Raw genomic sequence first — 25,133 nt, 5'->3', positions numbered from 1 at the left:
GGATTCTGTGAACTTTTGCACAAGGTCACTGTTTTTATTCAATGTTAGCGATTATGCTGGTTTACAATCAGCACATGCAAGGCCTACCAGCGTGCTAGCGCCTGCAATGAATCATGTTGCAAAAATACTTTTAATTAACTTTTGGAATGTTGTGACTATGGCCTCTACAAATGGGTCCGCTACAAACGGGCCAGCTGCCAATGTGGATACACAGGAAATTGCCAAATTTGATGCACTGGCTGCAAAATGGTGGGATACCACGCCAAACTCCGAGTTTTATCCCCTGCACCAGATTAACCCATTGCGCCTGAACTGGATTACTGAACACGGCAATGGCATCAGTGGCAAGAAAATTGTTGATGTGGGCTGTGGCGGCGGCATTCTGGCTGAGTCCATGGCACGCCGTGGTGCTGAAGTCCTTGGAATTGATCTGGCTGAAGCCCCATTGGCCGTGGCCAAACTACATGCCGAACAGGAGAGCGTGACCAATATCAGCTATCGACATGTGCCAGTGGAGCAACTGGCTGCGGAGCAAGCCGGACAATACGACATTGTGACTTGCATGGAAATGCTGGAGCATGTACCTGATCCAGCCGCCGTGGTACAGGCCTGCTTTGATCTGGTGAAGCCGGGCGGCCATGTGTTTTTTTCCACCATCAACCGTAACCCCAAGGCTTATTTGTTTGCCATTATTGGCGCTGAATATGTGCTGCGCCTGCTCCCCCGTGGCACGCATGACTTTAAAAAGTTTATTCGCCCGTCCGAGCTGGCATCCTATATCCGTCAGGCCGGTTTAAGCTATGACCACATCATTGGCCTGCACTACAACCCGCTAACCAAATATTACTGGCTGGCGCCCAATGTGGATGTCAATTATATGGTGCATACGCGGAGGCCTGCCTAAATGAGCTTGCAACAGCCGCTGCGTGCTGTCCTGTTTGACCTTGATGGCACCCTGATTGACACCGCACCGGATTTTATCCGCATCATTCGCCTGATGTGTGAACAGGCTCAAATTCAGGTTCCCACAGATGACCTGATCCGTGCGCAAGTGTCGGAAGGCGCGCGCGCGATGGTTAACCTGATTTATCCTGATCTTGAGCTAAACAGCCCGCAGTTGCTACAGATACGCCAGCAGTTTCTGGATATTTATGCCCAGAATATTGCGGTGGATACCTGCCTGTTCCCACAAATGGATGCATTATTGAGTGCACTGGATGAACTGGGCTTGCCGTGGGGTATTGTCACCAACAAGCCTCGCAGCCTGAGTGAATCATTATTGGCAACCCTGAATTTGACCGAACGCTGTCAGGTGCTGGTATGCCCTGATGATGTGAGCCGGACCAAACCTGATCCTGAACCCATGTTACTGGCAGCCAGTCAGCTTGGCTTGCCACCGGAACAAATTATTTATGTGGGCGACCACCCGCGTGATATTGATGCCGGACGTGCAGCAGGAATGCCGACTGTGTTAGCAGCTTACGGCTATTTACCGCCTGACCACAAGGATAATCTTGAGGGCTGGCACGCCAATCATATTGTCTACAATGTTGATGAATTGATTGAATTAATCCATCAATCGGCTCACCATTTGCTCACAGAGCAACGCCCAGCCGGATGCTAGAATCCTAACGTGTAAGGCCGGGAAATACTGGCTTTGCCCCAAGCCAGCCTATAGGCCATTTATCCTGTTCAATAATTATTAATGAATAAAACAGAGGATGCTATGATTGATTTAAAACAGATTAACCTCAAACAGTATCAGCCCCGCACCGACTTGCTGGCAAACCGGGTGATTCTGGTGACTGGCGCCGGTGATGGCATTGGCAAGAGTGCTGCCCTGACCTATGCCCGTCATGGCGCAACCGTGGTGCTGCATGGCCGTACTATTTCCAAACTCGAAGCCGTGTATGACCAGATTGAACAGGCTGGTGGCGCCAAACCCGCGATTCTGCCCCTGCATTTGGCCAGCACTTCAGAGCTGGAATATTCACAACTGGTGACCACCCTGCAAAACCAGTTTGGCCGTCTGGATGGCATTTTGCACAATGCCGGCATTCTGGGGCATCGCATTGCACTGGAGCAATACGATGTACAAACCTGGGATGAAGTGATGAATGTGAATCTGCGAGCGCCATTTTTGCTGACCCAGTCGCTGCTGCCACTCCTGAAACAATCGCAGGATGCCAGCGTTATCTTCACCAGTAGCGGCGTGGGCCGTACTGCACGCGCCGAATGGGGTGCCTATAGCGTGTCCAAATTTGGTGTGGAAGCCTTAAGCACCATTTTTGCTGCCGAATTTGCCAGTAACCCGGCCATCCGCTTTAACTGTATAAACCCCGGTGCTACCCGTACCAGTATGCGGGCAGACGCTTACCCGCAGGAAAATCCGCAAACGGTGGCTACACCGGACAGTATTATGCCAGCATACCTGTACCTGATGGGACCAGACAGTCGTGGTGTGAGCGGTGAATCAGTCGATGCACAGCAACCATAAGTCAGCCAGTAAAAACAGGCCAGTACAGACAGATGAATTCAGTTTTTTTCAGGCTGTGTTTTCACAAGGCCTGTAAAACATGATAAAACCTTAATCTTGCTTCTAGCCTTGCTGGCTAACTGGTCTGTTGCAAGCCGCTCATGAAATAACGCTTTAATGAGTGCGCCCCTTAATATGTAATGCTTAAATAATCTGTATTTGCAAGGAAACCCTGCCCCTATGATAAAGCCGCGCTTACGCCAGCAGCTTGCCGAGCTAACCGCCATTCCCAGCATTTCCTGTACCATGCCGGAGCAGGACATGTCGAATGTGCCGGTGATTGAAACACTGGCAAACTGGTTTGAAAGTGCCGGTTTTATTTGCGAAATCATGCCGGTTGCGCCCGGCAAGGCCAACCTGATTGCCGTTCGTGCCGGAACTGACCCGCAGGCACAGGGTGGGCTGGTGCTGGCTGGCCATTCGGACACGGTTCCGTTTGACCAGAACCTGTGGAAAAACGATCCCTTTAGCATGACAGAACGCAATGGCAAGCTATATGGGCTTGGCATGGCGGATATGAAAGGCTTTTTTGCCCTGATTCTGGATGCCGTGGCCAACTATGCCAGGACACCATTTCGGGCGCCGCTGATTGTAATTGCCACCTGTGATGAAGAAACCTCAATGGCTGGTGCCCGCGCCTTGATGGAACAATCCAAAGGACAAGGACGTTTTGTGCTGATTGGTGAGCCGACCAACCTAAAACCTGCGCGCCTGCACAAGGGTGTGATGCTGGAACGCGTGGTGATTACTGGCAAGTCCGGCCATTCCAGCGATCCCGAACTGGGCCGCAATGCCATTGATGCCATGCATGAAGTGGTCAACCGCCTGCAACAATTTCGCACCAGCCTCAAAAACATCCAGCAGCCGCTGTTTCCAGTGCCGTATCCCACCCTGAATCTGGGCTGTATTCATGGTGGCGACAATCCCAACCGCATTTGTGGCCTGTGTGAATTGCAGTTTGATGTGAGGCCACTGCCCGGCATGGAAATTGAAAATATTCGCGCTGATATTCGCCACCTGCTGAAAGGAATCGAACAGCAGTTTGGCGTCAGCATGCTGTATGAACCAGCCACTGCAGGTTCCGGTGCTGCCGAAACCCCAGCCAACTCACCATTTGTGCAAAAAATTGAAGGCCTCTTGGGAGAAACTGCCGGTGCAGTATCATTTGGCACAGAAGCACCGTATTTTCGGGCGCAAAACATGGATACCGTGATTCTGGGGCCGGGCAATATTGAACAGGCACACCAGCCGGATGAATATCTGGAAATTAAAAATATTTCACCCATGCTGTTATTATTAAACCAGTTGATTCATTACTATTGCGTTCAGGGCAATGCCCGGCTTTAAAATCCATCGGGTTCGTTATATAACGTGTTATCCCTTTTTTATAGCAATTCTGGTGAAAGAATTTGCCGGATTTAACAGGTAGACCATACTTGCCATGACAGACGAATTTTTGTGTCCAGACACCATGACAGAACAATACGTTCACTGGTTCCGTAACTCTGCGCCCTACATCAATGCCCATCGTGACAAAACTTTTGTGCTGATGTTTGGTGGCGAAGCGGTAAACCATGAGAACTTTCGCAACATTATCCATGATATTGCCCTGCTACACTCACTGGGCATTCGCCTGATTCTGGTGCATGGTGCGCGTCCGCAAATCAATGAAAACCTGATTGAATATAATCTGGAAACTCCATTTCATAATGACCTGCGTATTACCACCCGTGAAGCATTGCGCTGCGTGCTGGATGCGGTGGGTTCCATTCGTCTGGAAATTGAAGCCTTGTTGTCCATGGGTCTGGCCAATTCGCCCATGTATGGGGCGCGCATTGATGCAGTATCCGGTAATTTTGTGACCGCACGTCCGTATGGGGTACGCGATGGCGTGGATTATCAGCTCACGGGTGAAGTGCGCTCGGTGGATGTCGATGCGCTGCAAAAAAGTCTGGCCAACCGCAATATCATCGTGCTTGGCCCAACTGGCTACTCCACCACAGGTGAAGTATTCAACCTGCTTGGGGAAGAAGTGGCGGTTAAAACAGCCATTGCCCTCAAGGCCGACAAGCTGATTTTTCTGGGTGAAAAAGAAGGCATTAGCGATGATGACGACCGCTTGCTGCGCGAACTGATTCCCAATGAAGTGGAAAAATACCTGCGTAACAAACCGCTGGACAGTGAATTGCTGCTGCACATGAAAGGTGCTGCTGATGCCTGCCGGGGTGGCGTGCGCCGGGTGCATATTATTTCCTATGCGCGTGATGGCGCGCTGCTCCAGGAACTGTTTACCCGTGATGGTTCCGGCACCTTGATTAGCCATGACCCATATGAAGAAATCCGTACTGCGGATATTGACGACGTGGTGGGCCTGATTGAACTGCTGCGCCCACTGGAAGAAGAAGGCATCCTGGTGTATCGCTCGCGTGAACGGCTGGAAACCGAAATTGACAAGTTTGCCGTGATTGAACGCGATGGCATGATTGTGGGTTGTGCCGCCATGTATCCAATTCCAACCACGGGTGATGAAGTGCACGCCGCCGAAATTGCCTGTGTTGCGGTGCATCCCAACTACCGTAGTGGCAACCGGGGTGCCGAGCTGCTGGACTATCTGGAAGCCAAGGCACGCAGCAAAGGCATCCGTGACTTGTTTGTGCTCACCACCCGTACTGCGCACTGGTTTATTGAACAGGGCTTTGAGCCGGTACCCGTTGAAGCACTGCCCAATGCCCGGCAAGCGCTGTATAACTATCAGCGCAACTCCAAAATCTTTAAAAAGATGATTTAGTTAAATTGAATAGGACTTATAAAATATTATATTAGTCCTATTTTTCATTTTTAGTCTTAAATCAATTATTAATTAAGAAAATTTCTGATATGCAACTCAATAGAGATACTATTTTTACTGCTTTTTTTATAATTGTTATATTTTTAGGTTTATACTTTTTTGGAATTACCTACTCTTTAATGGGTAAATATACCAAAGAAGGATCAAAAATTCCTAATAAAGAATACTCTATTAAACTTAATAATAAAGGCAGTATTCGTTATATAACTCCAGAACAAAGTGAAAAATTAAATAATAATACTTTAATAGACTTCTTTCATAAGTTGTACCAACTCGCCTTCGACAGGCTCAGGCAGCGTTGGTTGAGCTTGTCGAAACCAGACTTATGCAAGAGATCTAATGTTATTTATTTTCTTTCCCTTAATATTAGTGATGGGAGGATTTCTAGATTATAAGAAGGGTTTGCTTAAAGATAATTCAGCAATATTTATTAAAAAGAATGATCGTTAATTCTTTCTAACCCCTATGCTGAATTTCTTGAATTTATTTTGGCTATCAAACTATTGATGCTTTCCCTTAAATATTTCAGCCACGATTTCAAAGCTTCTTAACCGGTCTGTAAACTCATATAAATCACCAGTAAAAATCAATTCATCCGCCTTGGTTTGCTGCACAATATCTGTGAGTCGCCGCTTGATTTTCTCTGGCCCACCAATGGCCGCCATGCCTAAAAAACTATTTAAGCTGGCTTGTTCATGCGGATTTAATTCACGCATCTGCCGGGTTGGCGGCTGGCTTTTAATACTCTTGCCCTGCATCAGGTTTAAAATGCGCTGGTACAAACTGGTGGCCAGATATTCAGCCTGTGCATCGCTGTCTGCTGCAATCAATGGTACGCCCAGCATCACATACGGTTTGTCCAGTACCTTGGAGGGCTGAAAATTTTCCCGATATAGCTTGATGGCATCCATCATAAAGCGCGGTGCAAAATGCGAGGCAAAGGCATATGGCAAACCCTTAGCGGCTGCCAGTTGCGCACTAAACAGGCTGGAACCCAATAGCCAGAGTGGCACATGCGTACCTTGCCCCGGTACGGCCTTAATACGCTGGTCGGGTTGTGGCTCGCCCAGTAAAGCTTGAATCATGCTCACATCTTCGGGAAATTCTTCAGCAGTTTCCAGATGATTGCGACGCAAGGCACGCGCTGTATATTGATCAGCGCCGGGTGCACGACCCAGCCCCAGATCAATCCGGTTGGGATATAAAGTGGCCAGCGTGCCAAATTGCTCAGCCACCACCAGTGGTGAATGATTGGGTAGCATGACACCACCGGAACCCACACGAATGGTTTGGGTGTTAGCCGCGAGATAGCCAATCAACACGGCAGTGGCCGAACTGGCAATGCCGTCCATGTTGTGGTGTTCAGCCACCCAAAAACGGGTATAGCCCAGTTGTTCTGCATGCTGTGCCAGCGCCAGTGAGTTTTTAAGGGCTGTAGCTGCATTACTATCATCGCGGATAGGTGCCAGATCGAGAATCGAATATTTGCAGGATAACAAAACCGACATAAGGGTTCCTCATAAGCGCAGATAAATCCCAAAACAGGAATCCAGGACTAGAAAAATATGCCTAAAGTGTAGCGGGTTTTATCTATCACACCGCCTGCAATTACATAAACATTAAAAACACAGCATTTCTTAACAGCCAGCAGCGCCAGTTTGCTTTAGGGTGAAATCATCAACTCAGCACATGGAGGAACACGATGTCTCACAAGCAAAACCAGCCTGCAGGCGGTCATAATGTAAAACAAGTGAACGGCCAGCTGGTACAGGATCATGGTGGTAATGATCAGGACAACCGCAATCAAAGTACGCGTGACCAGCGTAATAAAGGCCAGGGGCCGGAAGGCGGCCAGACCAACCACAATAACTATCAGCAATCACGCCGATAGTGAATTTTGCCAAGAATCAGAAAGCATGGGTTTGGCCCATGCTTTTTGTTTTAAATGAGTAGAAATAAAGAAGATTAATAACGAAACTTGATTTCGACCAGATGAAAACCAAACTGGCTTTTAATCGGGCCATGGATTACTTTTTCCGGCTTGGTAAACACCACTGTATCAATTGGTTTGACTAACTGGCCTTTTTTAATTTCACCCAGCTCGCCACCTCTTTTGGCCGAATTACAGGTCGAGTGCTGCTTGGCCAGTTTGGCAAAATCAGCGCCATTGGCCAGTTGGGCTTTCAGCTGTTCGGCCTGTTCACGGGTTTTGACCAGGATATGACGGACGATGGCGGGCATGAGGATGCTCTGATAAAAAATTAATGAATCGATTATTTATAAGCGTGCTGTCGGCATGCGCTGGCTTAACCAGCATAATAGCTGGGCAAGGGTTTCATCATGGCCAATGTCATTGAGCAACTCATGATAACCACCCTCAACCGTATACAGCGTCTTATCTAAGGCCGCAATGGTAGCTAAAAATCGCGTGCTGCTTAGATAAGGAACGAGTTTGTCCTTAGTGCCGTGCATCAGTAATACGGGCGTTGTCCAATCTTTATAATGCGGCCAATTGGGATGCGACAGCTTGGACAAACTGGCGCCAACCTGTAAAGGCACGCTACCATGATACATCAGCGCATCATTGGTTGCATGGTTCACCTGTGACTTAATACGAGATAAATATTTGGCTTTTAGCGGCGGCTGAACAGGAACAGACGGAAAAACCTTAGCAAGCGGCTGCGATAATATGCGCACTGGCGCAGGTATATTCATATCTAGCGCGGCACTGCTTAATATCACGCCTTGAATACCTTCAGACTGCTGAACCACACTGCTAGCAGTGACCAATCCACCCAAAGAATGCCCCATTAGAAAAATGGGTAACGGCTGTGCTGCCAGTTTACGCCGTGCCGCTAGATGATCTTGCACCGCTTGTGTCACGTCAACATGCCCTCGTTTACCAGAGGAATAACCATGACCATGCAAATCGATAGCATAAACAGAAACCCCTTGTGCCTGTAAATGCCCAATGAGGTGACTATATTGCTGCGCATATCGCTGTGCATATTCACCATAACCATGTTGTAGCAGTAGTACAGCGCGTGGATGATCTGCTTGCCACACATAGCCTTTAACGCCTGTGCCAATATCCCAGTCTTGCGGTGTATTGATATTATTGTTGGATACGGAGGCAGACATTATTTTCTCTTATCAGCAATTAATACGGCAAATAATGGCCGAATTTACTCATTTTTTATAGGATGGTTTAGAAAACTTGAGCTAATTTTTAAACTCTGTTAAATACTTTCTTCAAAGCGGTCGCTGTCTATGCGGTACACATGAAAACTTCGCTCAATGGTGACGCCCAAGCCAAACTCAATCATGAGTGAAGTCAAGCGATCACCATCGATGAGCACGATGCCAGATTTTTTAGCGGATTCTATAGCTTCTTTACTAAAACTAGATGTTGTAATAAACACACCTTTTTTAGCTACTTGATCTGCCAATGCGCCTTTAAATTGCTGAATATCTGGGCGACCGATTGTGTTTTCCCACCGCTTGGCTTGAATGTAAATTTTGTCTAAACCTAATCTGTCTTCACTAATAATGCCATCAATACCACCATCGTTGGTTTTACCAATGGCTTGTGCAGCATCTTGATGTGAACCGCCATAACCCATCGCGACCAGTAGATCGACAACTAGGCGCTCAAAGAAGGCTGGACTATTTTCTTTTATTAACTTTAACAAATCACTTTTAATTGTACGTTTTAATAGCTCTGCATTATCTTGCAACATCTCCTCAGGAGTTCTAGTTTCTTCTAATAATGAAAAATTCGGTGAATTGGAATCAGGTTTCAAATTTTGATTATTTATACTTAAATCGCCCGATTTATACTGAGCAAAACTTTCAAATTGCATTAAATATTCATTGTTAATAGCAGATAATTGTGACAGATCAATGGAATGTCCTACAGGACTTAACTCACAAAAGCCTCTTTTAGGTTGTTGAATAAGGGCTGCTTTAACTAAGTAAGTTTTTGCCCAACCTACTCGATCATAGAATACAGTTTTTGTGCCACTTGGAAGCATTAAACTTAGCTCTTCGCTTGTTAGGCCTGATCTATCAGATAGAATTTGCGTTGCTTCACTCAATTTAATTGGTTTTTTTTGTTCAGCCAATAGCTTCATTAATGGCAACATTAGTTGGTTATATGTCGGCAAAGTCACTTTTTTCTCATTAAGTTTCTAATTTAAAAATAGTATAAACAAAAAAGGACCCTTTCGCGCCCCTCTTCATAAGTAGCTCTACTTCAAACCCCAGCTGCCGCGAGCAAAGCTCTTGGCGTAAATTCGGCTGAAAGCGTTGCTTTCAGAAATCCCACTGCCGCAGGCGTAGCCTTTGGCGTAAAACTGGCAAGCGGCAGCGCCGCTTGAAATCCCTACTGCCGCAGGCATAGCCTTTGGCGTAATTTTGGCTGAGAGCAATGCTCTCAGAAACCCCAAAATTACTCCCATTCAATCGTTGCTGGTGGCTTACTGCTTACATCGTAGACCACCCGCGATACCTCCTTGATTTCATTCATGATGCGATTGGAAATGGTTTCTACTAAATCATACGGCAGGTGGGCAAAACGCGCGGTCATAAAGTCCACAGTTTCTACCGCACGCAGCGCAATCACCCATGCATAACGACGACCATCACCCACTACACCCACCGATTTCACCGGCTGGAATACCGCAAAGGCCTGTGCCGTTTTGTCATACCAGCCACTGGTGCGCAGTTCCTGCATAAAAATATCATCGGCACGGCGCAGGATGTCGGCATATTCCTTTTTCACTTCGCCCAGAATACGCACACCAAGGCCTGGACCCGGGAACGGATGGCGGTAAATCATACTGTGTGGCAAGCCTAATGTCGTGCCCAGCTTGCGCACTTCATCCTTAAACAGGTCGCGCAATGGCTCAACCAGATCAAAGGCCAGATCATCCGGCAAGCCGCCCACATTATGATGCGACTTGATCACATGCGCCTTGCCCTGTTTACTGGCCGCTGATTCAATCACGTCAGGATAAATGGTGCCTTGGGCCAGGAACTTGACGCCTTCCAGCTTGCGCGCTTCTTCGGTAAACACCTCAATAAATTCGCGGCCAATGATCTTGCGCTTTTTCTCTGGATCTACTTCACCCGCCAGTGCAGACAGGAAACGTTGTTCGGCATCAGCACGAATCACGCGAATCCCCATGTTTTCAGCAAACATTTGCATGACCTGATCACCTTCATGCAGGCGCAGCAGGCCGTTATCCACAAACACACAGGTGAGCTGGTCGCCAATCGCCTTATGTAACAGCGCTGCCACGACTGAGGAATCCACGCCACCAGACAGGCCCAGTAACACTTTTTCCTCGCCAATCTGCTCACGCAACTGCTCAACACGCAACTCAATAATATGCTCTGGTGTCCACAAATTACCGCAGCCACAAATCGTATGCACAAAGCGTGAAATCAGTGCTTCACCTTGCAGGGTATGAGTGACTTCCGGGTGGAACTGGACGCCGTAAAAATTGCGGGTTTCATCACTCATGGCGGCAATCGGGCAACTTGGCGTGCTGGCACTGATCTTAAAGCCTTCTGGCAGCGCCACTACCTTGTCACCGTGGCTCATCCACACGCGCAGTTGCTTGGGTGCATCTTCAATGCCGGCAAACAGGCGATCCGGGAATTCATGGATCACATCGGCGCGACCAAATTCCTGAAAGTCGCTGGACTGCACATCACCGCCCAGTTGCATGGCCATGGTTTGCATGCCATAGCAAATCCCCAGTACCGGCACGCCCAGATTAAATACCACTTCTGGCGCACGCGGGCTGCCCTCAACCGTGGTGCTTTCCGGCCCGCCAGACAGAATAATGCCGCTGGGTGCAAAGGCACGAATGTCATCCTCGCTCATGTCATAAGCGTACATTTCGGAATACACACCGGCTTCACGCACACGACGGGCAATCAGCTGGCTGTATTGCGAGCCAAAATCCAGAATAAGAATACGGTCCCCAGTGATGGACGTATTGATTTGCGCATTAATTTGAGCAGTGGGCTGATTAGCAGTCATGGCAGGCGGCTTCAAATAAAAGGAAAAATTTAGCGCGTTATTCTAGCATTTTTATTGGATGACGCGAAGGTTTGGCACATAATTTGGGCGCCACGCACAAAGCCTTACCAAAAGCAGCAGTCCCACAGCACTGTGTTGGCCTGTTTCATGCTACATCTAGTTCATGTCTGAATGATGATTGATGTCTGCCATCACTCACTGACAGGAGGGCAAACCAATGAAAATCATTGTGCTGGGTGCTGGGGTTATTGGCGTGACTGCGGCCTGGTTTTTACGGCAAAAAGGCTTTGAAGTTGTGGTGATTGAGCGGCAAGCCGGGGCGGGTCTTGAAACCTCGTTTGCCAATGGCGGCCAGATTTCAGTGTCGCATGCCGAGCCTTGGGCCAATCCAGGAGCGCCCAAAAAAGTACTGCAATGGCTAATGAAAGAAGATGCGCCGTTATTATTTCGCCTGCGCGCCGACCTGTTGCAATGGCGCTGGGGCATGCAGTTTTTAAGGGAATGTACACCAGAGCGAACCCGGCATAATATTATTCAAATTGTTAATCTGGGCACCTATTCACGGGCCAGCCTGCAACAGTTACGCCGTGATACCGGCCTTCATTATGATGAGTTAAGCAAAGGTATTTTGCACTTTTATACCAGTGAACAGGAATTTGCAGCAGCACTCGAACCCGCTAAAATTATGCGTGAATTTGGCTGTGACCGCCATGTGATTAGCGCACAGGAAGCGATTGCACTGGAGCCTGCATTGGCGTCCATCCAGCACCAGATTGCTGGCGCCACCTATACCGCCGCCGATGAATCCGGTGATGCGCACCAGTTTACCCAAAACCTTGCCAAGCTCTGTGCGGCTCAAGGCGTGCAATTTCTATATAACACCACCATTCTGGGTTTAATGGCTACTAGCCAGCAAATCACCGGGGTCAACATCCGTAATGAACAGGGTGAGCAAACCTTAACGGCTGACAACTATGTGCTAGCGCTGGGCAGTTATAGCCCGCAACTGGTTAAACCGCTGGGTCTGGACTTGCTGATTTATCCCGCCAAGGGTTATTCAGCCACTTTTCCTATTCTTCAGGCGGACAAAACACCCAGTGTTAGCCTGACCGATGATGAATTCAAGCTGGTATTTTCCCGGCTGGGAGACCGCTTGCGGGTGGCAGGCACTGCTGAACTCAATGGCTATAGCACCGAACTCAATGAGGTGCGCTGCAAAGCCATTACCCGGCGCGTCATGCAGTTATTCCCTGAAGCAGTGGATATAAACCGGGTGCAATACTGGACAGGTTTGCGCCCTGCCACCCCATCCAATGTGCCTTATATTGGCCGCTCAAAAATTGCCAACCTATTTTTAGATACAGGCCACGGCACGCTGGGCTGGACGCATGCCTGTGGTTCGGGCCGGACGCTGGCTGATATTGTGGCTGGACAAAAACCGGAAGTGGACTTTGCCTTTTGCGGGTTTTAAAGCCAAAAGAAGGCCAAGTAGCTCCCCAGATTTAATGATTAAACCGCTTTCACCACCTGTGCCATTTTTGGCTGGCTGGGCAAACTGTGTCGTACAATCCGCCATAGCACCTGTCCAAACTGCTTGCGAAAGCTGCCGGTATTGTAATGAATCCCATAGCGCTCGCAAATTTCCTGAACTTTAGGCGCAAGCTTGGCATAGCGATGGGCCGGAATATCTGGAAACAGGTGGTGCTCAATCTGGTGGCTTAAATTACCGGACAGTAAATGCAGCAGCTTGCCGCCACTTAAATTGCTTGAGCCACGAATCTGGCGATAATACCAGTGGCCCCGGCTTTCGTTTTCCACGACTGCCTTGGGGAAAAGCTCGGCATCTTCAGTAAAATGACCACAGAAAATAATGCTGAATGTCCACAGGTTACGCATGCCATTGGCCGCGAGGTTACCCAGAAATACCGGTAAAAATGACGGCCCGGCAATTACTGGAAAAACGACATAGTCCTTCACCAGTTGCCGCATGATCTTTTGCCGGGTGGGCTGCCAGCGCGCCATAAACTCCTGCTTGCTCATGCGGCCTTGCAGGTATTTACCAATTTCAAGGTCCTGAATGGCAACACCCCACTGAAACAGCATGGCCAGCGTCATTGCATACAATGGCTGTCCCAGATAAAACGGATGCCAGCGTTGTTCAGGAAAAATACGCAGCAAGCCATAGCCCACATCGTCATCCATACCTTTAACATTGGTATAGGTGTGATGCTTGAAATTATGGGTTTTACGCCAATTGTCGCTGGTGCCCACGGTATCCCACTCGTAGCTTTTGCCCTGCAAGGCCGGATCATTCATCCAGTCATACTGACCATGCATCACGTTATGCGCCAGTTCCATGTTTTCCAGAATCTTGGCAATACCCAGCAAGGTGGTGCCAGCCAGCCATGCCGGTGGAAACCAGCCCAGAAACAATAAGCCACGCCCGGCCATGGCGGTATAGCGCACAGACGCCACAATCTTGCGGATATATTTGGCATCGGCTTCGCCCAGATCAGACAGGGTTTGCGCGCGCAAGGCATCCAGTTCAGCCGCCAGCATGTCCAGCTCGGCCGCATTTAAAGAACGGCTCTTTTGGCTCTTGGGTAACTTGAACTTGGGCTTTTTTAATAACATGGCACAGTGTCCTCTTCTGTATTTGGTTTAATGTGTTGCAATCTTTTTGGCCAAGGCACACTAATGGTTTAAATGTCCAGTACCAGATCACTGCTTGCACGACTCACACACACACGCAAGGCTGGATGTTCATCATGCTGAGATTCACCGGAAATCAGGTGCTGGGTACTGCCAGAAACCTTATGGCAGGCACAGGTGTTGCACAGGCCCATACGGCAACCGCTGGGATGATTGATGCCTTCTGCTTCCAGCGCAGCCAGAATGGACTGCCCAACAGGCACGGTTAAAATACGGTTTTGCTGTTGCAGGGTGATTTGTACGGTGTTGCATTTTGTGGCCTCCGCATCCGCAGGGATTTGCGGTGGCGAAAAGGCTTCGGCCTGAAACGAGGCCACCTGGGCTTGCAATATTTGCTGCGCGCTACCAACAAACCCTGCCGGTCCACAAGCCAGCACATGGCTATTTTTCAGGTCTTCCTGCTGGGCAAACTGGCTGGCCTCAATCCGGCCACTACGCTCATACGGCTGGCGTTGCTCTTGCTGGGTATGATCTTGCTGGGTCAAATACAAATGCAGGGAAAAATTGGGCTGGATTTTGGGCAGGGCCAGCAATTCCTGAATAAAGCAGGCTTCTTCACGGCGGCGCACCCAGTAATGCAGTTGTACGGTCTGTTTGCTGGGAAATAGCCCGCCCTTGGCCGCTTGCCGGGCATATTGGCGCAGCAGGCTGATCATGGGAGTAATGCCGCTGCCTGCTGCCAGCAGTAATACAGGCTGTTGCAAAGCAGGCCACTGAAACTCACCAAACGGCTGGCCCAGATACAGCACATCACCTTCACGCGCTTGCAGGCACAACCAGTTACTCAGACGTCCGCCTTCTACCTGCTTGACAGTAATGGCCAGCAAGCCCGGCTGCTCAGGCACCTGACTGGTACTATAACTGCGCGCAACACGCACTCCATTAATCTCGGTAGCCACACTTATATGCTGGCCAGCTTGCGGTATCACCACATGACGGTTGGGTTTTAGGATTAATGTCACACTGTTACTGGCAGCTTCCTCACGACCCACAATTCTGGCCATAGGCTGATCCAGCGACCATAGCGGATTAAACTTGCTAGCCCAGAAATTCACCACATTAGGATCCATGGCAATATCAGCAAAGCCACGCAAGCGTTGCCATAGCGCCAACCCGGTCCTTGAGTCACCGGAGCTTGACGGCAAGATATCTGGTGAAGCAGGCTGGCTATTAAGCATGGCAAAACCTTGATCAATTGAGTACAGATTAGTTATTATACAGGTGTATAGACAGTTGTATATTATCTTTTTCGGTTTTTTGTCTTTATAATGAAACTGTCTTGTTAAGTAATCCGTCATTTATGCCATTGCCTGCCGCTGCAACCACTGGTGATCTGGAAAACCGTGCTCCACAAGGACGACGGGTAACGATCAGCCGGGCAGAAATTATTGATGCTGCCTTAAAACTACTGGGGCCGCACCGCAGTGTATCAAGCTTAAGTCTTCGTGAAGTGGCGCGCGAAGCAGGCATTGCGCCCAACAGTTTTTACCGGCATTTCCGGGATATTGATGAACTGGCCATTGCCCTGATTGAACAGGCTGGTAGTGCCTTACGCAGCATTATTGGCACAGCACGGCAACGTGCCTCGCGTGAGCGCAGCGTAGTACAAAGCTCCATGGAAGTGTTTATGGAACAGTTACGGCTAGAACAAGGCAACCTGCCCCTGTTATTGCGTGAGGGAAAAGTGGGCTCGGCAGCCTTCAAGCAGGCCGTGGAACAACAGCTATGTTTTTTTGAAACTGAGCTTAAGGAAGATCTGGTACGGCTGGAACAGTTGCATGGCAACCAGTTGTATGCGCCCGAACTGGTGGCCAAGGCCATTACCCGGCTGGTGTTTGCCATGGGTGCCAATGCCATGGAACAGGATAGCGACAGCCAGAACCGTATTCTGGCGCAAACCGTTGACATGATTCACATGATCATTGCCGGTTCACGCCACATGGCCAACCGTGATTCATAGCCGACCGTGATCCATAGCTGGTTGATGCGATTTATCTTTACTCAATAATCAGACCATTAAAACATTCACTAATCACTGAGTTTTCTGTTCAGCTTAAATCCTAACGATGCTCAGGATTAAGCCAGTCTTATTTATTTTGTATTCCCCCAGACAAGCTAATGACAGTCCGGCAGACTATTGTTAGCATTTGTTGCAAATTTTGCCTGATACCGCCTAAATGGAACTGATTGATTTTATCCTGCATGTTGACCAGCACCTGCTTGAATTTGTTCGTGATTACGGCACCTGGGTTTATGCCATCCTGTTTTTAATTATTTTTGTGGAAACCGGCCTGGTGGTCATGCCACTGCTTCCCGGTGACAGCCTGCTGTTTGCGGCTGGTGCCATTGCTGCCACGGGTGCAATGGATCCGGTATTGCTCAGCATCCTGCTCTTTATTGCTGCGGTAATGGGCGACTCTCTCAATTACCAGATTGGCCGCTACATTGGCCCGCGTGTATTTAGCATGAACCTGCGTTTTATCAAGCGCGACCATTTGCTAAAAACCCAGTCGTTCTTTGAAAAACATGGCGGCAAGACCATTATTTTTGCCCGTTTTTTACCCATTATCCGCACCTTTGCCCCATTCATTGCCGGGGTTAGCCATATGCAGTATTCACGTTTTTTAATGTTTAACGTGATTGGCGGTGCTGCATGGATTTTGTCATTTGTATGGCTGGGTTTCTTTTTTGGCAACTTGCCGGTAATCAAGGATAACTTTACCTACGTTATTTTTGCCATTATTGGCATTAGCATGTTGCCTGCGGTGCTGGAAATGCTGCGCCAGTACTGGCCAAACAATAAGCCCAAGGCAAAGAATTAGTCATATTTAGATACAAAACTGATAAGCTCAGCAGTATCTCAGTGGGTGGATTATTTTAGTTGGGTTAAGCTGTGCAAACGGCTATCCCAAAGTGTTCACCTCCTGTAAGCTTTGTTTCATAGTTAACTCAACCATTATTTAAAATAAGTCATTGATAATAAATATATTTATTTAAAAATTCAGGATGTTTCTGTTTATTTCAAGGCGCAACATAAGCGTGTAAAACCGAACACAAAATAAACAGCCCAATTTTTTTAAGCGCTTATATTAAAAAAACAAATTTTATAAATGGAGAATTCATCATGTTTCGTTGGGCAATCATTTTTGCAGTTATCGCCTTAATTGCAAGCTTGTTAGGTTTCGGTGGTGTAGCCGGTCTATCTCAAGACTTTGCTATTATCTTCCTGGTTGTGGCTATTATTCTGGCTGTGGTGGCCTTTGTTAGCCGTGGCAGAATGCCTTAACCCGCAGATTTCCTGTAAAACAAAAGGTTTTGGTGATCATGTCTTACATGATCCAGTGAACCAGACAAAAAAGCGGCCTCGGTCGCTTTTTTGCTAGTTGTACTTTTTAAGCGCCTCGCTCTCAACTTCTTATAGCAAATTTAACTGCTCCTAGTTTTATTATTAAATTTCTCTACTGAAACTTTGCAGCTAAAAGACGCCTTTATCAATAATACTGCATGTAATTGGCAAACAATGCCGTTTTTCTCTTAAAAACGATGCTTTCGGATTTTGAAGAATGCCATTAGCCATGTCACTATGTTTTTCGCTGCTGGGGTTTTAATATCTTTTGCACTGAACCTGAATAATAAATCCTGAGAGACATGATGAATAATTTTACTAACTTGTCGGCCAACCCTTGCTACGAAGTCATTATAATGGGCGGCGGTTTTGCCGGGCTTGGCGCAGCTATTCAGCTTAAGCAGGCCGGAATTGAAAACTTTATTTTGCTGGAAAAAGCCGCTGAGCTGGGCGGTGTCTGGCGTGAAAACACCTATCCGGGCTGTGCCTGTGATGTGCCCTCCAGCCTGTATTCCTATTCCTTTGCACCCAATCCGCACTGGAGCCGGATATTTGCCGGACAGGCCGAAATCAAGCAATACCTGCAAGATACTGCCGAGCGCTATGCAATCATGCCGCATGTGCGCTTTGGCCATGAAGTGCTGTCGGCACACTGGTCGGATACCACAGATTGCTGGACGGTTGCCACCACTCAGGGTGAATTTTGTGCGCGCTTTGTGATCATGGCCTGTGGCCCCATGCATGAGCCAGTATTTCCCAAGGTAAAAGGCATTGATAGCTTTACTGGCGAGATTTTTCACTCCTCACGCTGGCGCCATGACATTGACTTAACCGGCAAGCGGGTGGCAGTCATTGGCACCGGTGCGTCGGCCATTCAGTTTGTGCCACAGATCCAGCCCAGGGTAAAACAGCTCAGCGTTTTTCAGCGCACGCCACACTGGGTATTGCCCAAAATGGACAGCAGCCTGCCTAAACCTGTACAGCAGTTATTCCGCTTCCTGCCCTTAACCCAGCAAGCCATGCGCAGTACGGTCTATGCGATTTTTGAAAGCTTAAACGGCGGCATGCAAAGCCCCGCTGCCATGCGCCAGTTCCAGCGATTGGCTCGTTTTAACCTTCACTATGCCATTAAAGACCCGGCCCTGCGTCGCAAGCTAACGCCCAATTATGTGATTGGCTGCAAGCGCGTGCTGCAATCCAATGACTGGTATCCGGCACTGGCACAGCCCAATGTTGAGATCATTGCCAGTGGCTTGCAGGAAATTCACGGTAATACCCTGATTGCAGCAGATGGCAGCAGCACTGAAGCAGATGTGATTATTCTGGGAACCGGCTTTGAAATTGCCGAGCCACCGATTGCCCAGCGTATTTATAACCGGCACGGACAAAATATGGCTGATGTCTGGCAAGGCAGTCCGGAAGGTTACATGGGCACCATGGTGGCTGACTGTCCTAACGGCTTTTTGATGTTTGGGCCTAATATTGCTGTGAGTTCCTCGGCATTTATTATTATTGAAGCGCAACTGGCCTATATCATGGATGCGATCCGGCAAGCCCGCCAGCATGACATTCGCAGTATTGAACCAGACCCGGAACGTATTGCTGCTTTTAACAGTCGCGTGCAGGATGCCTTAAAAAATACCGTCTGGAACAGTGGTGGATGCAGCAGCTATTTTATTGACCGTAACGGCCGTAACAGCACCGTATGGCCTTGGACAACCTTTAAAATGCGCCAGCAACTCAGCCATTTTAACCTGAATGAATACCTGCTGGATCAACATGCCGGTGAAGTGGCTGAAAGCTAACCAGACGGCACTCATCAGGCAAAGGTAACATTTTCAATTCAAAAAGGCCATCTAAACTGTACTGGTTACCCTGTTTTTTTGGCTACACTGCTGCAAGTTTTATTGAATAAAAACAGCTTAGTGGAGAAACTTTAATGGCACAGCCTGCAATTGACTCACATGAAGTGCGCTATACCTCGCCTGAAGGTACGACGCTGGTTGGACATCTGGCACTGCCGAAGGAAACCAACGGTACTGTTCCCGGCATTATTGTTTGCCCGGAATGGTGGGGGCTAACCCCTTATCCCAAGCAACGTGCTGAAGAACTGGCGGCACAGGGTTATGCGGCACTGGCTATTGATGTGTACGGTGATGGCAAAGTGACCGATCAGGCCAGCCAGGCCAATGAATGGATGAGTGACCTGCTGGCCAATCAAGATTTACTGATGCAACGTGCCAAGGCCGGGCTTGATTTTCTGGCGGCACAAGCCGAAGTGGATGCAAGCCGCATGGCAGCCATTGGGTTTTGCTTTGGCGGCAAAATTGCACTGGACATGGCACGCGAAGGTTATGACCTCAAAGGCGTGGTGAGTTTTCATGGTAATTTAAGCCCTAAATTACCTGCCAAAGCCGGTCAGGTAAAAGCTGAACTGCTAATTGAACATGGTGCAGAAGACAGTATGGTTTCCATGCAAAGTCTGGAGCAGTTCAGGCAGGAAATGGATGCAGCACAAGTGCGCTATCATGTGGATGTGTATCCGGGTGCCAAACATGGCTTTACCAATCCGGTGGCTGATGACCGTGCGCGCCTGAATGGCATTGATCTGGGCTTTAACGCGCAGGCTGCCGAGCAATCCGGTCAGGCTATGCTGGCATTTTTTAAGCGAATTTTTAAATAAGCCAGTATAGGTGTAACCTGTTCAAGCGTTGATGCAAAGCCCGTGACTCTGGGTAATCTCAGGGTCACTTTTAATATGGTGGTTTTCTTTATTTATATTAAATTTAAATCAATCAAACTCTAATTTTCTCTAGTCATGCATCACTTAAAGCTTAGCCTGCAACCACTCATTAATTTCCTTATATTCCAGTAAGAATGGCGAAAGCCCTAAAAACTGCTTTAGAAAAACTTCTAATGTTAAGATAACGTGTTCCAAGTCTTCAATTTCACAAAATTTTGGAACCCACTGCGTTCTGGCCAATTCCATTAAAAGCTCACAGGTGATATAGCAATTTTTATGATGAGGAATAAGGAGAATATTTGTTTCTACCCCTTGTTCATAAAGACTGATGATCGCCTTTTCACCTAATTTTAAAGAATTAATAACACCTGGGACGTGCTCCAGAAAAACAGCCAGGTCAGTTCTTACATCAACATTCCATGATCTATCATCACAAACACATAATTTAAACTGTCCTGTTTCTGCTAATTGATCACAAGTATCCATTAAAAGCTCTCTATAATCAGTATCATAAGGCTTTTTAAAGTGCTGGGAACGCGTGGTTAAATTGGTTAAAAGCATATTCATGATAGCTACCTTATTATCTGGTAATTGTCCTTGAGGGTTTCTCGTTCGTCCCCATTAATAGCCTGAATTTTATAATTAAGTCTAAAACAGGTAGTGCCCGCTTGAACCCGATTCTGACCGAAGAACAACCTGCTGATTTTGCCACTCGCCTGCTGGACTGGTTTGACCAGCATGGCCGCCACGATTTGCCGTGGCAGGTGCGGGACAATCCATACAAGGTTTGGGTGTCGGAAATCATGCTGCAACAAACCCAGGTCAAAACGGTGCTGAATTACTTTGACCGCTTCATGCAGCGTTTCCCTACCGTTGAAACACTGGCACAGGCGAGCTGGGACGAGGTTGCACCGTATTGGGCAGGACTTGGCTATTATGCTCGGGCGCGTAACCTGCACAAGGCGGCTCAGCAGGTGGTGGCTCAAGGCGGCTTTCCAACCACATTAGACGGCTGGATGGCGCTATCAGGTATTGGCCGTTCTACCGCAGGCGCTCTCATGTCTTTGGGTTTGCAGCAATACGGCGTAATTATGGATGGCAATGTCAAGCGGGTGCTAAGCCGACATCAGGCGATTGCAGGCGACAGTATGTCTACACCTGTTATAGCACAGCTTTGGCAACTGGCCACACAGCTTACTCCCAAGCAACGTAATGCCGATTATACGCAAGCGATTATGGATCTGGGTGCGACCATTTGCACCAGTAAAAAACCCTTGTGCCTATATTGCCCGGTGGGTGAGGATTGCAAGGCTTACCAGCAAAACCGGGTACTGGATTTCCCGCAAAAAAAGGTGGCCAAAGCCACGCCAGAAAAACAGGCGTTTGTGATTATTCTGGAAAATAGCGAAACAGGACAATGGTTGTGGCAACAGCGCCCAAGTGAAGGCTTGTGGGGTGGCTTGTATTGCCTGCCGATTATAGAGCAACCAGAACTGGCAGCATTTGAAGCCCGGTTTTCACTTACCGCTGCGAGCAGCATGCCAATGGTTAAGCATTCATTCACCCACTTTACCTGGTTTTTAACACCGCAAGTCTTTGAGATAAATACTGCACAACTGGAAGGATTACAGCAATATTTTGTAGCCAGTCAGTGGCTGGATAAACAACAAGCCGTGGATAAGGGAATTCCAAAAGCCATGCTGAAAGTGCTAGGGCAATCTTAGAATTGCCTGACCTTTTAACCTTTACAAAAATTAAAATTTATTAACTCAACTTTACATTAAATCTAAAATTGCTAAACTTATGTTTTGATCACTATTTTTTCTGATCCATGAAAATAAAAATTTTTTCTTATTCTGTGTTTTGCATTAACCTCCTGCTTGGCAGCTTGCTGATCTCACAAATAAGTTATGCAGCTGATGAGAATTCTCACCTGTTTGACTATGCAAGCTGGTTCAATCCGAGTCTTGATCCAAAAGATAAAATCTTTGTGTCTATGGATGCCAAACGCGACAATGGCCTGCCCTGGATATTTTACTATTATATTGGTGCAGTGGATGGCGAAGAAGGTGAAACACGTTTTGAAGCCATGCCTGAAGGAATCCCGGTTGATCTAACCGATGCCTATATCGGCTTTAACAGCAAGTCAATGGGTAAAGGCGCGCCTAAAGATATTAAAATCCTTCAAGCTCTTTTATCAAAAAATCTGCCAGATCAGCATGTGTTGATAGAAGCCCCGGATCTCACACCTTATGATCCTCAGCAGTTACGCTATCAAACGTTATTAAAACCTTATAACAATCAAAGACTACTGCAAGAACCCGCCTCTTTTGGGCTTAGTCAGATCCGCTCAGAACATCTAAAACCAGTTGCTTTGTATATTGTCACTGGACAGGGGCCAATCCCTGATGAAATTCAGCAATTTATCGACCAGACTCATGGCTCATGGTTTCAGCGGTACCGTCATATCATTTTTTCCTTACTGATTGTGCTGGCTGCTTTTTATGGCTATTACCGTTACGCCAGCCGCTAATAACACCAGAGAAACCACAGTGAATTCCTTTATTAAATTTTTTGCGTTAAGTGTGCTGATCAGCCTGTTTTGTTTACCTACTTATGCAGCTTTAGAAACCAAGGTATTAGGTTTTAAACAAATTTCTGATTTTAACAGTCCTGTGCCTAGCCCAGAAAATACATTATCCCTAACAGCAGTTAATCCTAATTTACCGGTCTGGATTTGCCTTTATTATGTGGGACTTAAACAGGGTGATAACCGGGACGCCTATAACCAGATTGCGCTATACAGTGATGATCTTTTGCTCAGTAGTAATCCACAGGTAAACAAACTTCTGGCTGATGCCCTGCCAAATCGGCAGGAATTTGCACTGGATGAAAATAGTGATGTTGAAGACTTGCTGGACCAGCAGCTCGATACTTCAATTTCACCAGTCTTGCTGCCGATAGATGTTAATGCCAAAAAAATCAGGGTTTATAGTACGACTGCGGATTATACCCAAAGTATTGATGCAGATGGCACCCTCAAGCTGAGTGTGGTCAGCCAGCAACAGCAGGATTTCAAGCCGCTGGCAATCTATGTGATTGTAGGTCAGGGCGAGCAGCCTGAGGCTTTAACCAAGCTCAGGACTATAGATAATATGATGGATGGAGATTCCTTTAAGCGCTCACATCAGATGGCCATGCGTGAAGCATTTACCCCTCAGCTTAAACTGCTACTGATGATTGTGGCTTTTTGCGGCCTTTTCTATATGTACAAAAATAAAGACTAATCCATGGGTTATTATTGAAATCAGCAGAATTAGCATTGTAGGGAAATGATGTGCTGTATTGAAATGTTGTCTGGTTTTTCATTATCGGGTTATGCTCACCGCTGACTCGCTCTTAATGGAAAACCATGCCTTTATGAAGGATCATGTACTGACGCCGCACTGGCCTATCCGGTCAGTTAATCATACGTTTAATGTTTTTAGCAAAGCCCTGCTGTTGCTTAGCCTGATCATACTGGCAGGCTGTGCCTCTACTCCCAAGAAAACACCCCTGCCGCCCGCGGCGCAAGCACAAATTAATGCGCTGCGTACTATTCCGTTGCCCGAGCGTTTGCCCATCCCTGTTAAAGGCATCAAAGCCTACCAGTTAAAGGATACCTGGGGCGCAGCCCGCAGTCAGGGGCGCAGCCATGAAGGCATTGATATCATGGCAGAGCGCGGCACCAAGGTGTTGAGTGCCACCACTGGAATTGTGGTGGATATGCGCAATAACAATTTAGGTGGAAAAGCGATCTGGATTGCAGGCCCGGCCGGTAGCTATCATTACTATGCACATCTCGACAAGCACAAGCGTGGTCTGAATGTGGGTGACCGGGTCAAGAAGGGCCAGGTGATTGGTTATGTCGGCAATACCGGCAATGCGCGTGGCGGCTCACCGCATTTGCATTACGGCATTTACCTGAGTGGCAAGGGTCGTGGTGCGGTTAATCCGTTTTTATATTTATTCAGGTCCTAACACAGGTTCTGGTTTTAAAACACTTCTTATTAGGGTTTAGCATGTCCATTCAACTGGCAGAACACATGGCAAACTTTGCCGAATGCGGTAACCAGCAGCGCATTATTCTTAAAAACGGCCAAATGCTACAAGGCTGGATTATGGAAATTAATGAAGATGCCTTGCTGATGAGCACTGGTTTTAATGAAAAATCCGGGCACGATAACTGGATAAATTTTGATGAGATTGACCTAAGCCGCCTTGAGTTCTGGGATATTCGGGAACAGCACTGGATGACTTGGGTGATGCCGGATTAATGCAGTTTTCTACATGGCAGCGTTATCTAAAGCAGTTCATTATTGTTCTATGGATAGGCAGCCTTGCTGGATGCCAGCGTCCGGAATCAGGCCATCAACCGGGGCTGTTTCAGTTGCCAATGGAATATCTGCACCTGATGCAAACACCGCTGCCAGCGCAGTTGCCAGTACCGGTACAAGGGGTTAAGCCACAGCAAATTGCTGATACCTGGGGTGCAGCGCGCAGTCAGGGACGCCGCCATGAAGGTGTGGATATTTTTGCTAAACGTGGCACACCAGTACTGAGTACCACAGAAGGCCTGATCCTGTCTGTTGGGGTCAATACGCTGGGTGGCAATGTGGTCTGGGTGCTGGGGCCGGACATGAGCCGCCATTATTATGCGCATCTTGAATCCTATGGCCAGTTTAGCCAAGGGGACTGGATCAAGACAGGTGATGTGATTGGCTATGTGGGCAATAGCGGCAATGCCCGCACCACGCCGCCACACCTGCATTACGGTATTTATCGCAATGGTGAAGGTGCTATTAATCCTTACCCTTACCTGATCCGCGACTAGACAGGTTTTCGCTGGATTTATAG

The 25,133-nt window shown here is 47.8% G+C and carries 27 protein-coding genes; 19 read left to right on the top strand and 8 right to left on the bottom strand.

The window, feature by feature from the left end; all coding sequences use genetic code 11:
- Positions 1 to 157: 157 nt before the first annotated feature.
- The 6 genes from ubiG (at position 158) to E2B99_RS09720 (ending at position 5,779) form a co-directional block, all read left to right on the top strand.
- Complete coding sequence (ubiG, locus tag E2B99_RS09745; RefSeq protein ID WP_134244781.1) at positions 158 to 904, top strand: bifunctional 2-polyprenyl-6-hydroxyphenol methylase/3-demethylubiquinol 3-O-methyltransferase UbiG; 747 nt, start codon at positions 158 to 160, stop codon at positions 902 to 904.
- 18 nt (positions 905 to 922) lie between these two features.
- Positions 923 to 1,624: an HAD family hydrolase gene (locus E2B99_RS09740; protein WP_134244797.1), complete on the top strand. Its 702-nt coding sequence runs from the start codon at positions 923 to 925 to the stop codon at positions 1,622 to 1,624.
- Positions 1,625 to 1,744: 120 nt separating this feature from the next.
- A complete protein-coding gene (locus E2B99_RS09735) occupies positions 1,745 to 2,497 on the top strand; it encodes a YciK family oxidoreductase (RefSeq protein WP_134244796.1) in 753 nt (250 codons plus the stop codon).
- Between the two features lie 219 nt (positions 2,498 to 2,716).
- Positions 2,717 to 3,883, top strand: coding sequence for an acetylornithine deacetylase (argE, locus tag E2B99_RS09730; protein ID WP_134244780.1), 1,167 nt, complete (start codon positions 2,717 to 2,719; stop codon positions 3,881 to 3,883).
- A 94-nt stretch (positions 3,884 to 3,977) separates the two neighbouring features.
- Complete coding sequence (gene argA / locus E2B99_RS09725) at positions 3,978 to 5,324, top strand: amino-acid N-acetyltransferase (protein ID WP_134244779.1); 1,347 nt, start codon at positions 3,978 to 3,980, stop codon at positions 5,322 to 5,324.
- 89 nt (positions 5,325 to 5,413) lie between these two features.
- A complete protein-coding gene (locus E2B99_RS09720; RefSeq protein WP_134244778.1) occupies positions 5,414 to 5,779 on the top strand; it encodes a hypothetical protein in 366 nt (121 codons plus the stop codon).
- Between the two features lie 105 nt (positions 5,780 to 5,884).
- Here the strand turns inward: E2B99_RS09720 and E2B99_RS09715 are convergent, their stop codons facing one another.
- Positions 5,885 to 6,892 carry an LLM class flavin-dependent oxidoreductase gene (locus E2B99_RS09715; RefSeq protein ID WP_134244777.1) on the bottom strand — a complete coding sequence of 336 codons (1,008 nt, stop codon included), beginning with the start codon at positions 6,890 to 6,892 and terminating at the stop codon, positions 5,885 to 5,887.
- A gap of 194 nt (positions 6,893 to 7,086) precedes the next feature.
- Between E2B99_RS09715 and E2B99_RS09710 the strand changes: the two genes are divergently transcribed.
- Positions 7,087 to 7,275 (top strand): hypothetical protein, encoded by a 189-nt coding sequence (locus E2B99_RS09710; RefSeq protein WP_026472229.1) that lies wholly within the window; start codon positions 7,087 to 7,089, stop codon positions 7,273 to 7,275.
- Positions 7,276 to 7,349: 74 nt separating this feature from the next.
- Here the strand turns inward: E2B99_RS09710 and E2B99_RS09705 are convergent, their stop codons facing one another.
- The 4 genes from E2B99_RS09705 to guaA all read right to left on the bottom strand — a co-directional run bounded on the left by E2B99_RS09705 (position 7,350) and on the right by guaA (position 11,436).
- Positions 7,350 to 7,625, bottom strand: a complete 276-nt coding sequence (locus E2B99_RS09705; protein WP_134244776.1) for a peptidylprolyl isomerase — start codon at positions 7,623 to 7,625, stop codon at positions 7,350 to 7,352.
- A gap of 36 nt (positions 7,626 to 7,661) precedes the next feature.
- Complete coding sequence (locus E2B99_RS09700; RefSeq protein WP_134244775.1) at positions 7,662 to 8,525, bottom strand: alpha/beta hydrolase; 864 nt, start codon at positions 8,523 to 8,525, stop codon at positions 7,662 to 7,664.
- Between the two features lie 98 nt (positions 8,526 to 8,623).
- Positions 8,624 to 9,556 carry a restriction endonuclease gene (locus tag E2B99_RS09695; RefSeq protein ID WP_134244774.1) on the bottom strand — a complete coding sequence of 311 codons (933 nt, stop codon included), beginning with the start codon at positions 9,554 to 9,556 and terminating at the stop codon, positions 8,624 to 8,626.
- A gap of 278 nt (positions 9,557 to 9,834) precedes the next feature.
- Positions 9,835 to 11,436: a glutamine-hydrolyzing GMP synthase gene (gene guaA, locus E2B99_RS09690; protein WP_134244773.1), complete on the bottom strand. Its 1,602-nt coding sequence runs from the start codon at positions 11,434 to 11,436 to the stop codon at positions 9,835 to 9,837.
- A 217-nt stretch (positions 11,437 to 11,653) separates the two neighbouring features.
- Between guaA and E2B99_RS09685 the strand changes: the two genes are divergently transcribed.
- Positions 11,654 to 12,907, top strand: a complete 1,254-nt coding sequence (locus tag E2B99_RS09685; RefSeq protein WP_134244772.1) for a D-amino acid dehydrogenase — start codon at positions 11,654 to 11,656, stop codon at positions 12,905 to 12,907.
- Between the two features lie 38 nt (positions 12,908 to 12,945).
- On the opposite strand, the gene E2B99_RS09680 is transcribed toward E2B99_RS09685, so the two are convergent.
- Complete coding sequence (locus tag E2B99_RS09680; protein ID WP_134244771.1) at positions 12,946 to 14,070, bottom strand: fatty acid desaturase family protein; 1,125 nt, start codon at positions 14,068 to 14,070, stop codon at positions 12,946 to 12,948.
- 68 nt (positions 14,071 to 14,138) lie between these two features.
- A complete protein-coding gene (locus E2B99_RS09675) occupies positions 14,139 to 15,326 on the bottom strand; it encodes a ferredoxin reductase (RefSeq protein WP_205669667.1) in 1,188 nt (395 codons plus the stop codon).
- 101 nt (positions 15,327 to 15,427) lie between these two features.
- On the opposite strand from E2B99_RS09675, the gene fabR reads away from it, so the two are divergent.
- The 5 genes from fabR (at position 15,428) to E2B99_RS09650 (ending at position 20,177) form a co-directional block, all read left to right on the top strand.
- A complete protein-coding gene (fabR, locus tag E2B99_RS09670) occupies positions 15,428 to 16,108 on the top strand; it encodes an HTH-type transcriptional repressor FabR (protein WP_240687791.1) in 681 nt (226 codons plus the stop codon).
- Between the two features lie 217 nt (positions 16,109 to 16,325).
- Positions 16,326 to 16,970: a DedA family protein gene (locus E2B99_RS09665; RefSeq protein ID WP_134244769.1), complete on the top strand. Its 645-nt coding sequence runs from the start codon at positions 16,326 to 16,328 to the stop codon at positions 16,968 to 16,970.
- 302 nt (positions 16,971 to 17,272) lie between these two features.
- Positions 17,273 to 17,434: a DUF1328 domain-containing protein gene (locus E2B99_RS09660; RefSeq protein WP_026472217.1), complete on the top strand. Its 162-nt coding sequence runs from the start codon at positions 17,273 to 17,275 to the stop codon at positions 17,432 to 17,434.
- A 365-nt stretch (positions 17,435 to 17,799) separates the two neighbouring features.
- Positions 17,800 to 19,299 carry a flavin-containing monooxygenase gene (locus E2B99_RS09655; protein ID WP_430981473.1) on the top strand — a complete coding sequence of 500 codons (1,500 nt, stop codon included), beginning with the start codon at positions 17,800 to 17,802 and terminating at the stop codon, positions 19,297 to 19,299.
- A gap of 134 nt (positions 19,300 to 19,433) precedes the next feature.
- Positions 19,434 to 20,177: a dienelactone hydrolase family protein gene (locus tag E2B99_RS09650; protein WP_134244767.1), complete on the top strand. Its 744-nt coding sequence runs from the start codon at positions 19,434 to 19,436 to the stop codon at positions 20,175 to 20,177.
- Between the two features lie 144 nt (positions 20,178 to 20,321).
- Here the strand turns inward: E2B99_RS09650 and E2B99_RS09645 are convergent, their stop codons facing one another.
- Entirely contained in the window at positions 20,322 to 20,804 is a 483-nt protein-coding gene (locus E2B99_RS09645) for a hypothetical protein (protein ID WP_134244766.1), read from the bottom strand.
- 101 nt (positions 20,805 to 20,905) lie between these two features.
- On the opposite strand from E2B99_RS09645, the gene mutY reads away from it, so the two are divergent.
- The 6 genes from mutY (at position 20,906) to E2B99_RS09615 (ending at position 25,110) form a co-directional block, all read left to right on the top strand.
- Complete coding sequence (gene mutY / locus E2B99_RS09640) at positions 20,906 to 21,961, top strand: A/G-specific adenine glycosylase (protein WP_240687790.1); 1,056 nt, start codon at positions 20,906 to 20,908, stop codon at positions 21,959 to 21,961.
- 164 nt (positions 21,962 to 22,125) lie between these two features.
- Complete coding sequence (locus tag E2B99_RS09635) at positions 22,126 to 22,770, top strand: hypothetical protein (RefSeq protein WP_134244765.1); 645 nt, start codon at positions 22,126 to 22,128, stop codon at positions 22,768 to 22,770.
- Entirely contained in the window at positions 22,742 to 23,524 is a 783-nt protein-coding gene (locus E2B99_RS09630) for a hypothetical protein (protein ID WP_134244764.1), read from the top strand. Before E2B99_RS09635 ends, E2B99_RS09630 begins: the two co-directional genes overlap by 29 nt.
- 133 nt (positions 23,525 to 23,657) lie before the next feature.
- Entirely contained in the window at positions 23,658 to 24,257 is a 600-nt protein-coding gene (locus E2B99_RS09625) for a M23 family metallopeptidase (RefSeq protein ID WP_134244763.1), read from the top strand.
- 41 nt (positions 24,258 to 24,298) lie between these two features.
- Positions 24,299 to 24,553, top strand: a complete 255-nt coding sequence (locus tag E2B99_RS09620; RefSeq protein WP_134244762.1) for a hypothetical protein — start codon at positions 24,299 to 24,301, stop codon at positions 24,551 to 24,553.
- Entirely contained in the window at positions 24,553 to 25,110 is a 558-nt protein-coding gene (locus E2B99_RS09615) for a M23 family metallopeptidase (RefSeq protein WP_134244761.1), read from the top strand. Before E2B99_RS09620 ends, E2B99_RS09615 begins: the two co-directional genes overlap by 1 nt.
- Positions 25,111 to 25,133 lie beyond the last annotated feature (23 nt).

The organism is Alkanindiges illinoisensis (genome assembly GCF_004377485.1).
Taxonomy (GTDB): Bacteria; Pseudomonadota; Gammaproteobacteria; order Pseudomonadales; family Moraxellaceae; genus Alkanindiges; species Alkanindiges illinoisensis_A.
The sequence above is the reverse complement of the archived record's forward strand: the minus strand, read 5'-3'. Positions and strand labels throughout refer to the sequence as shown.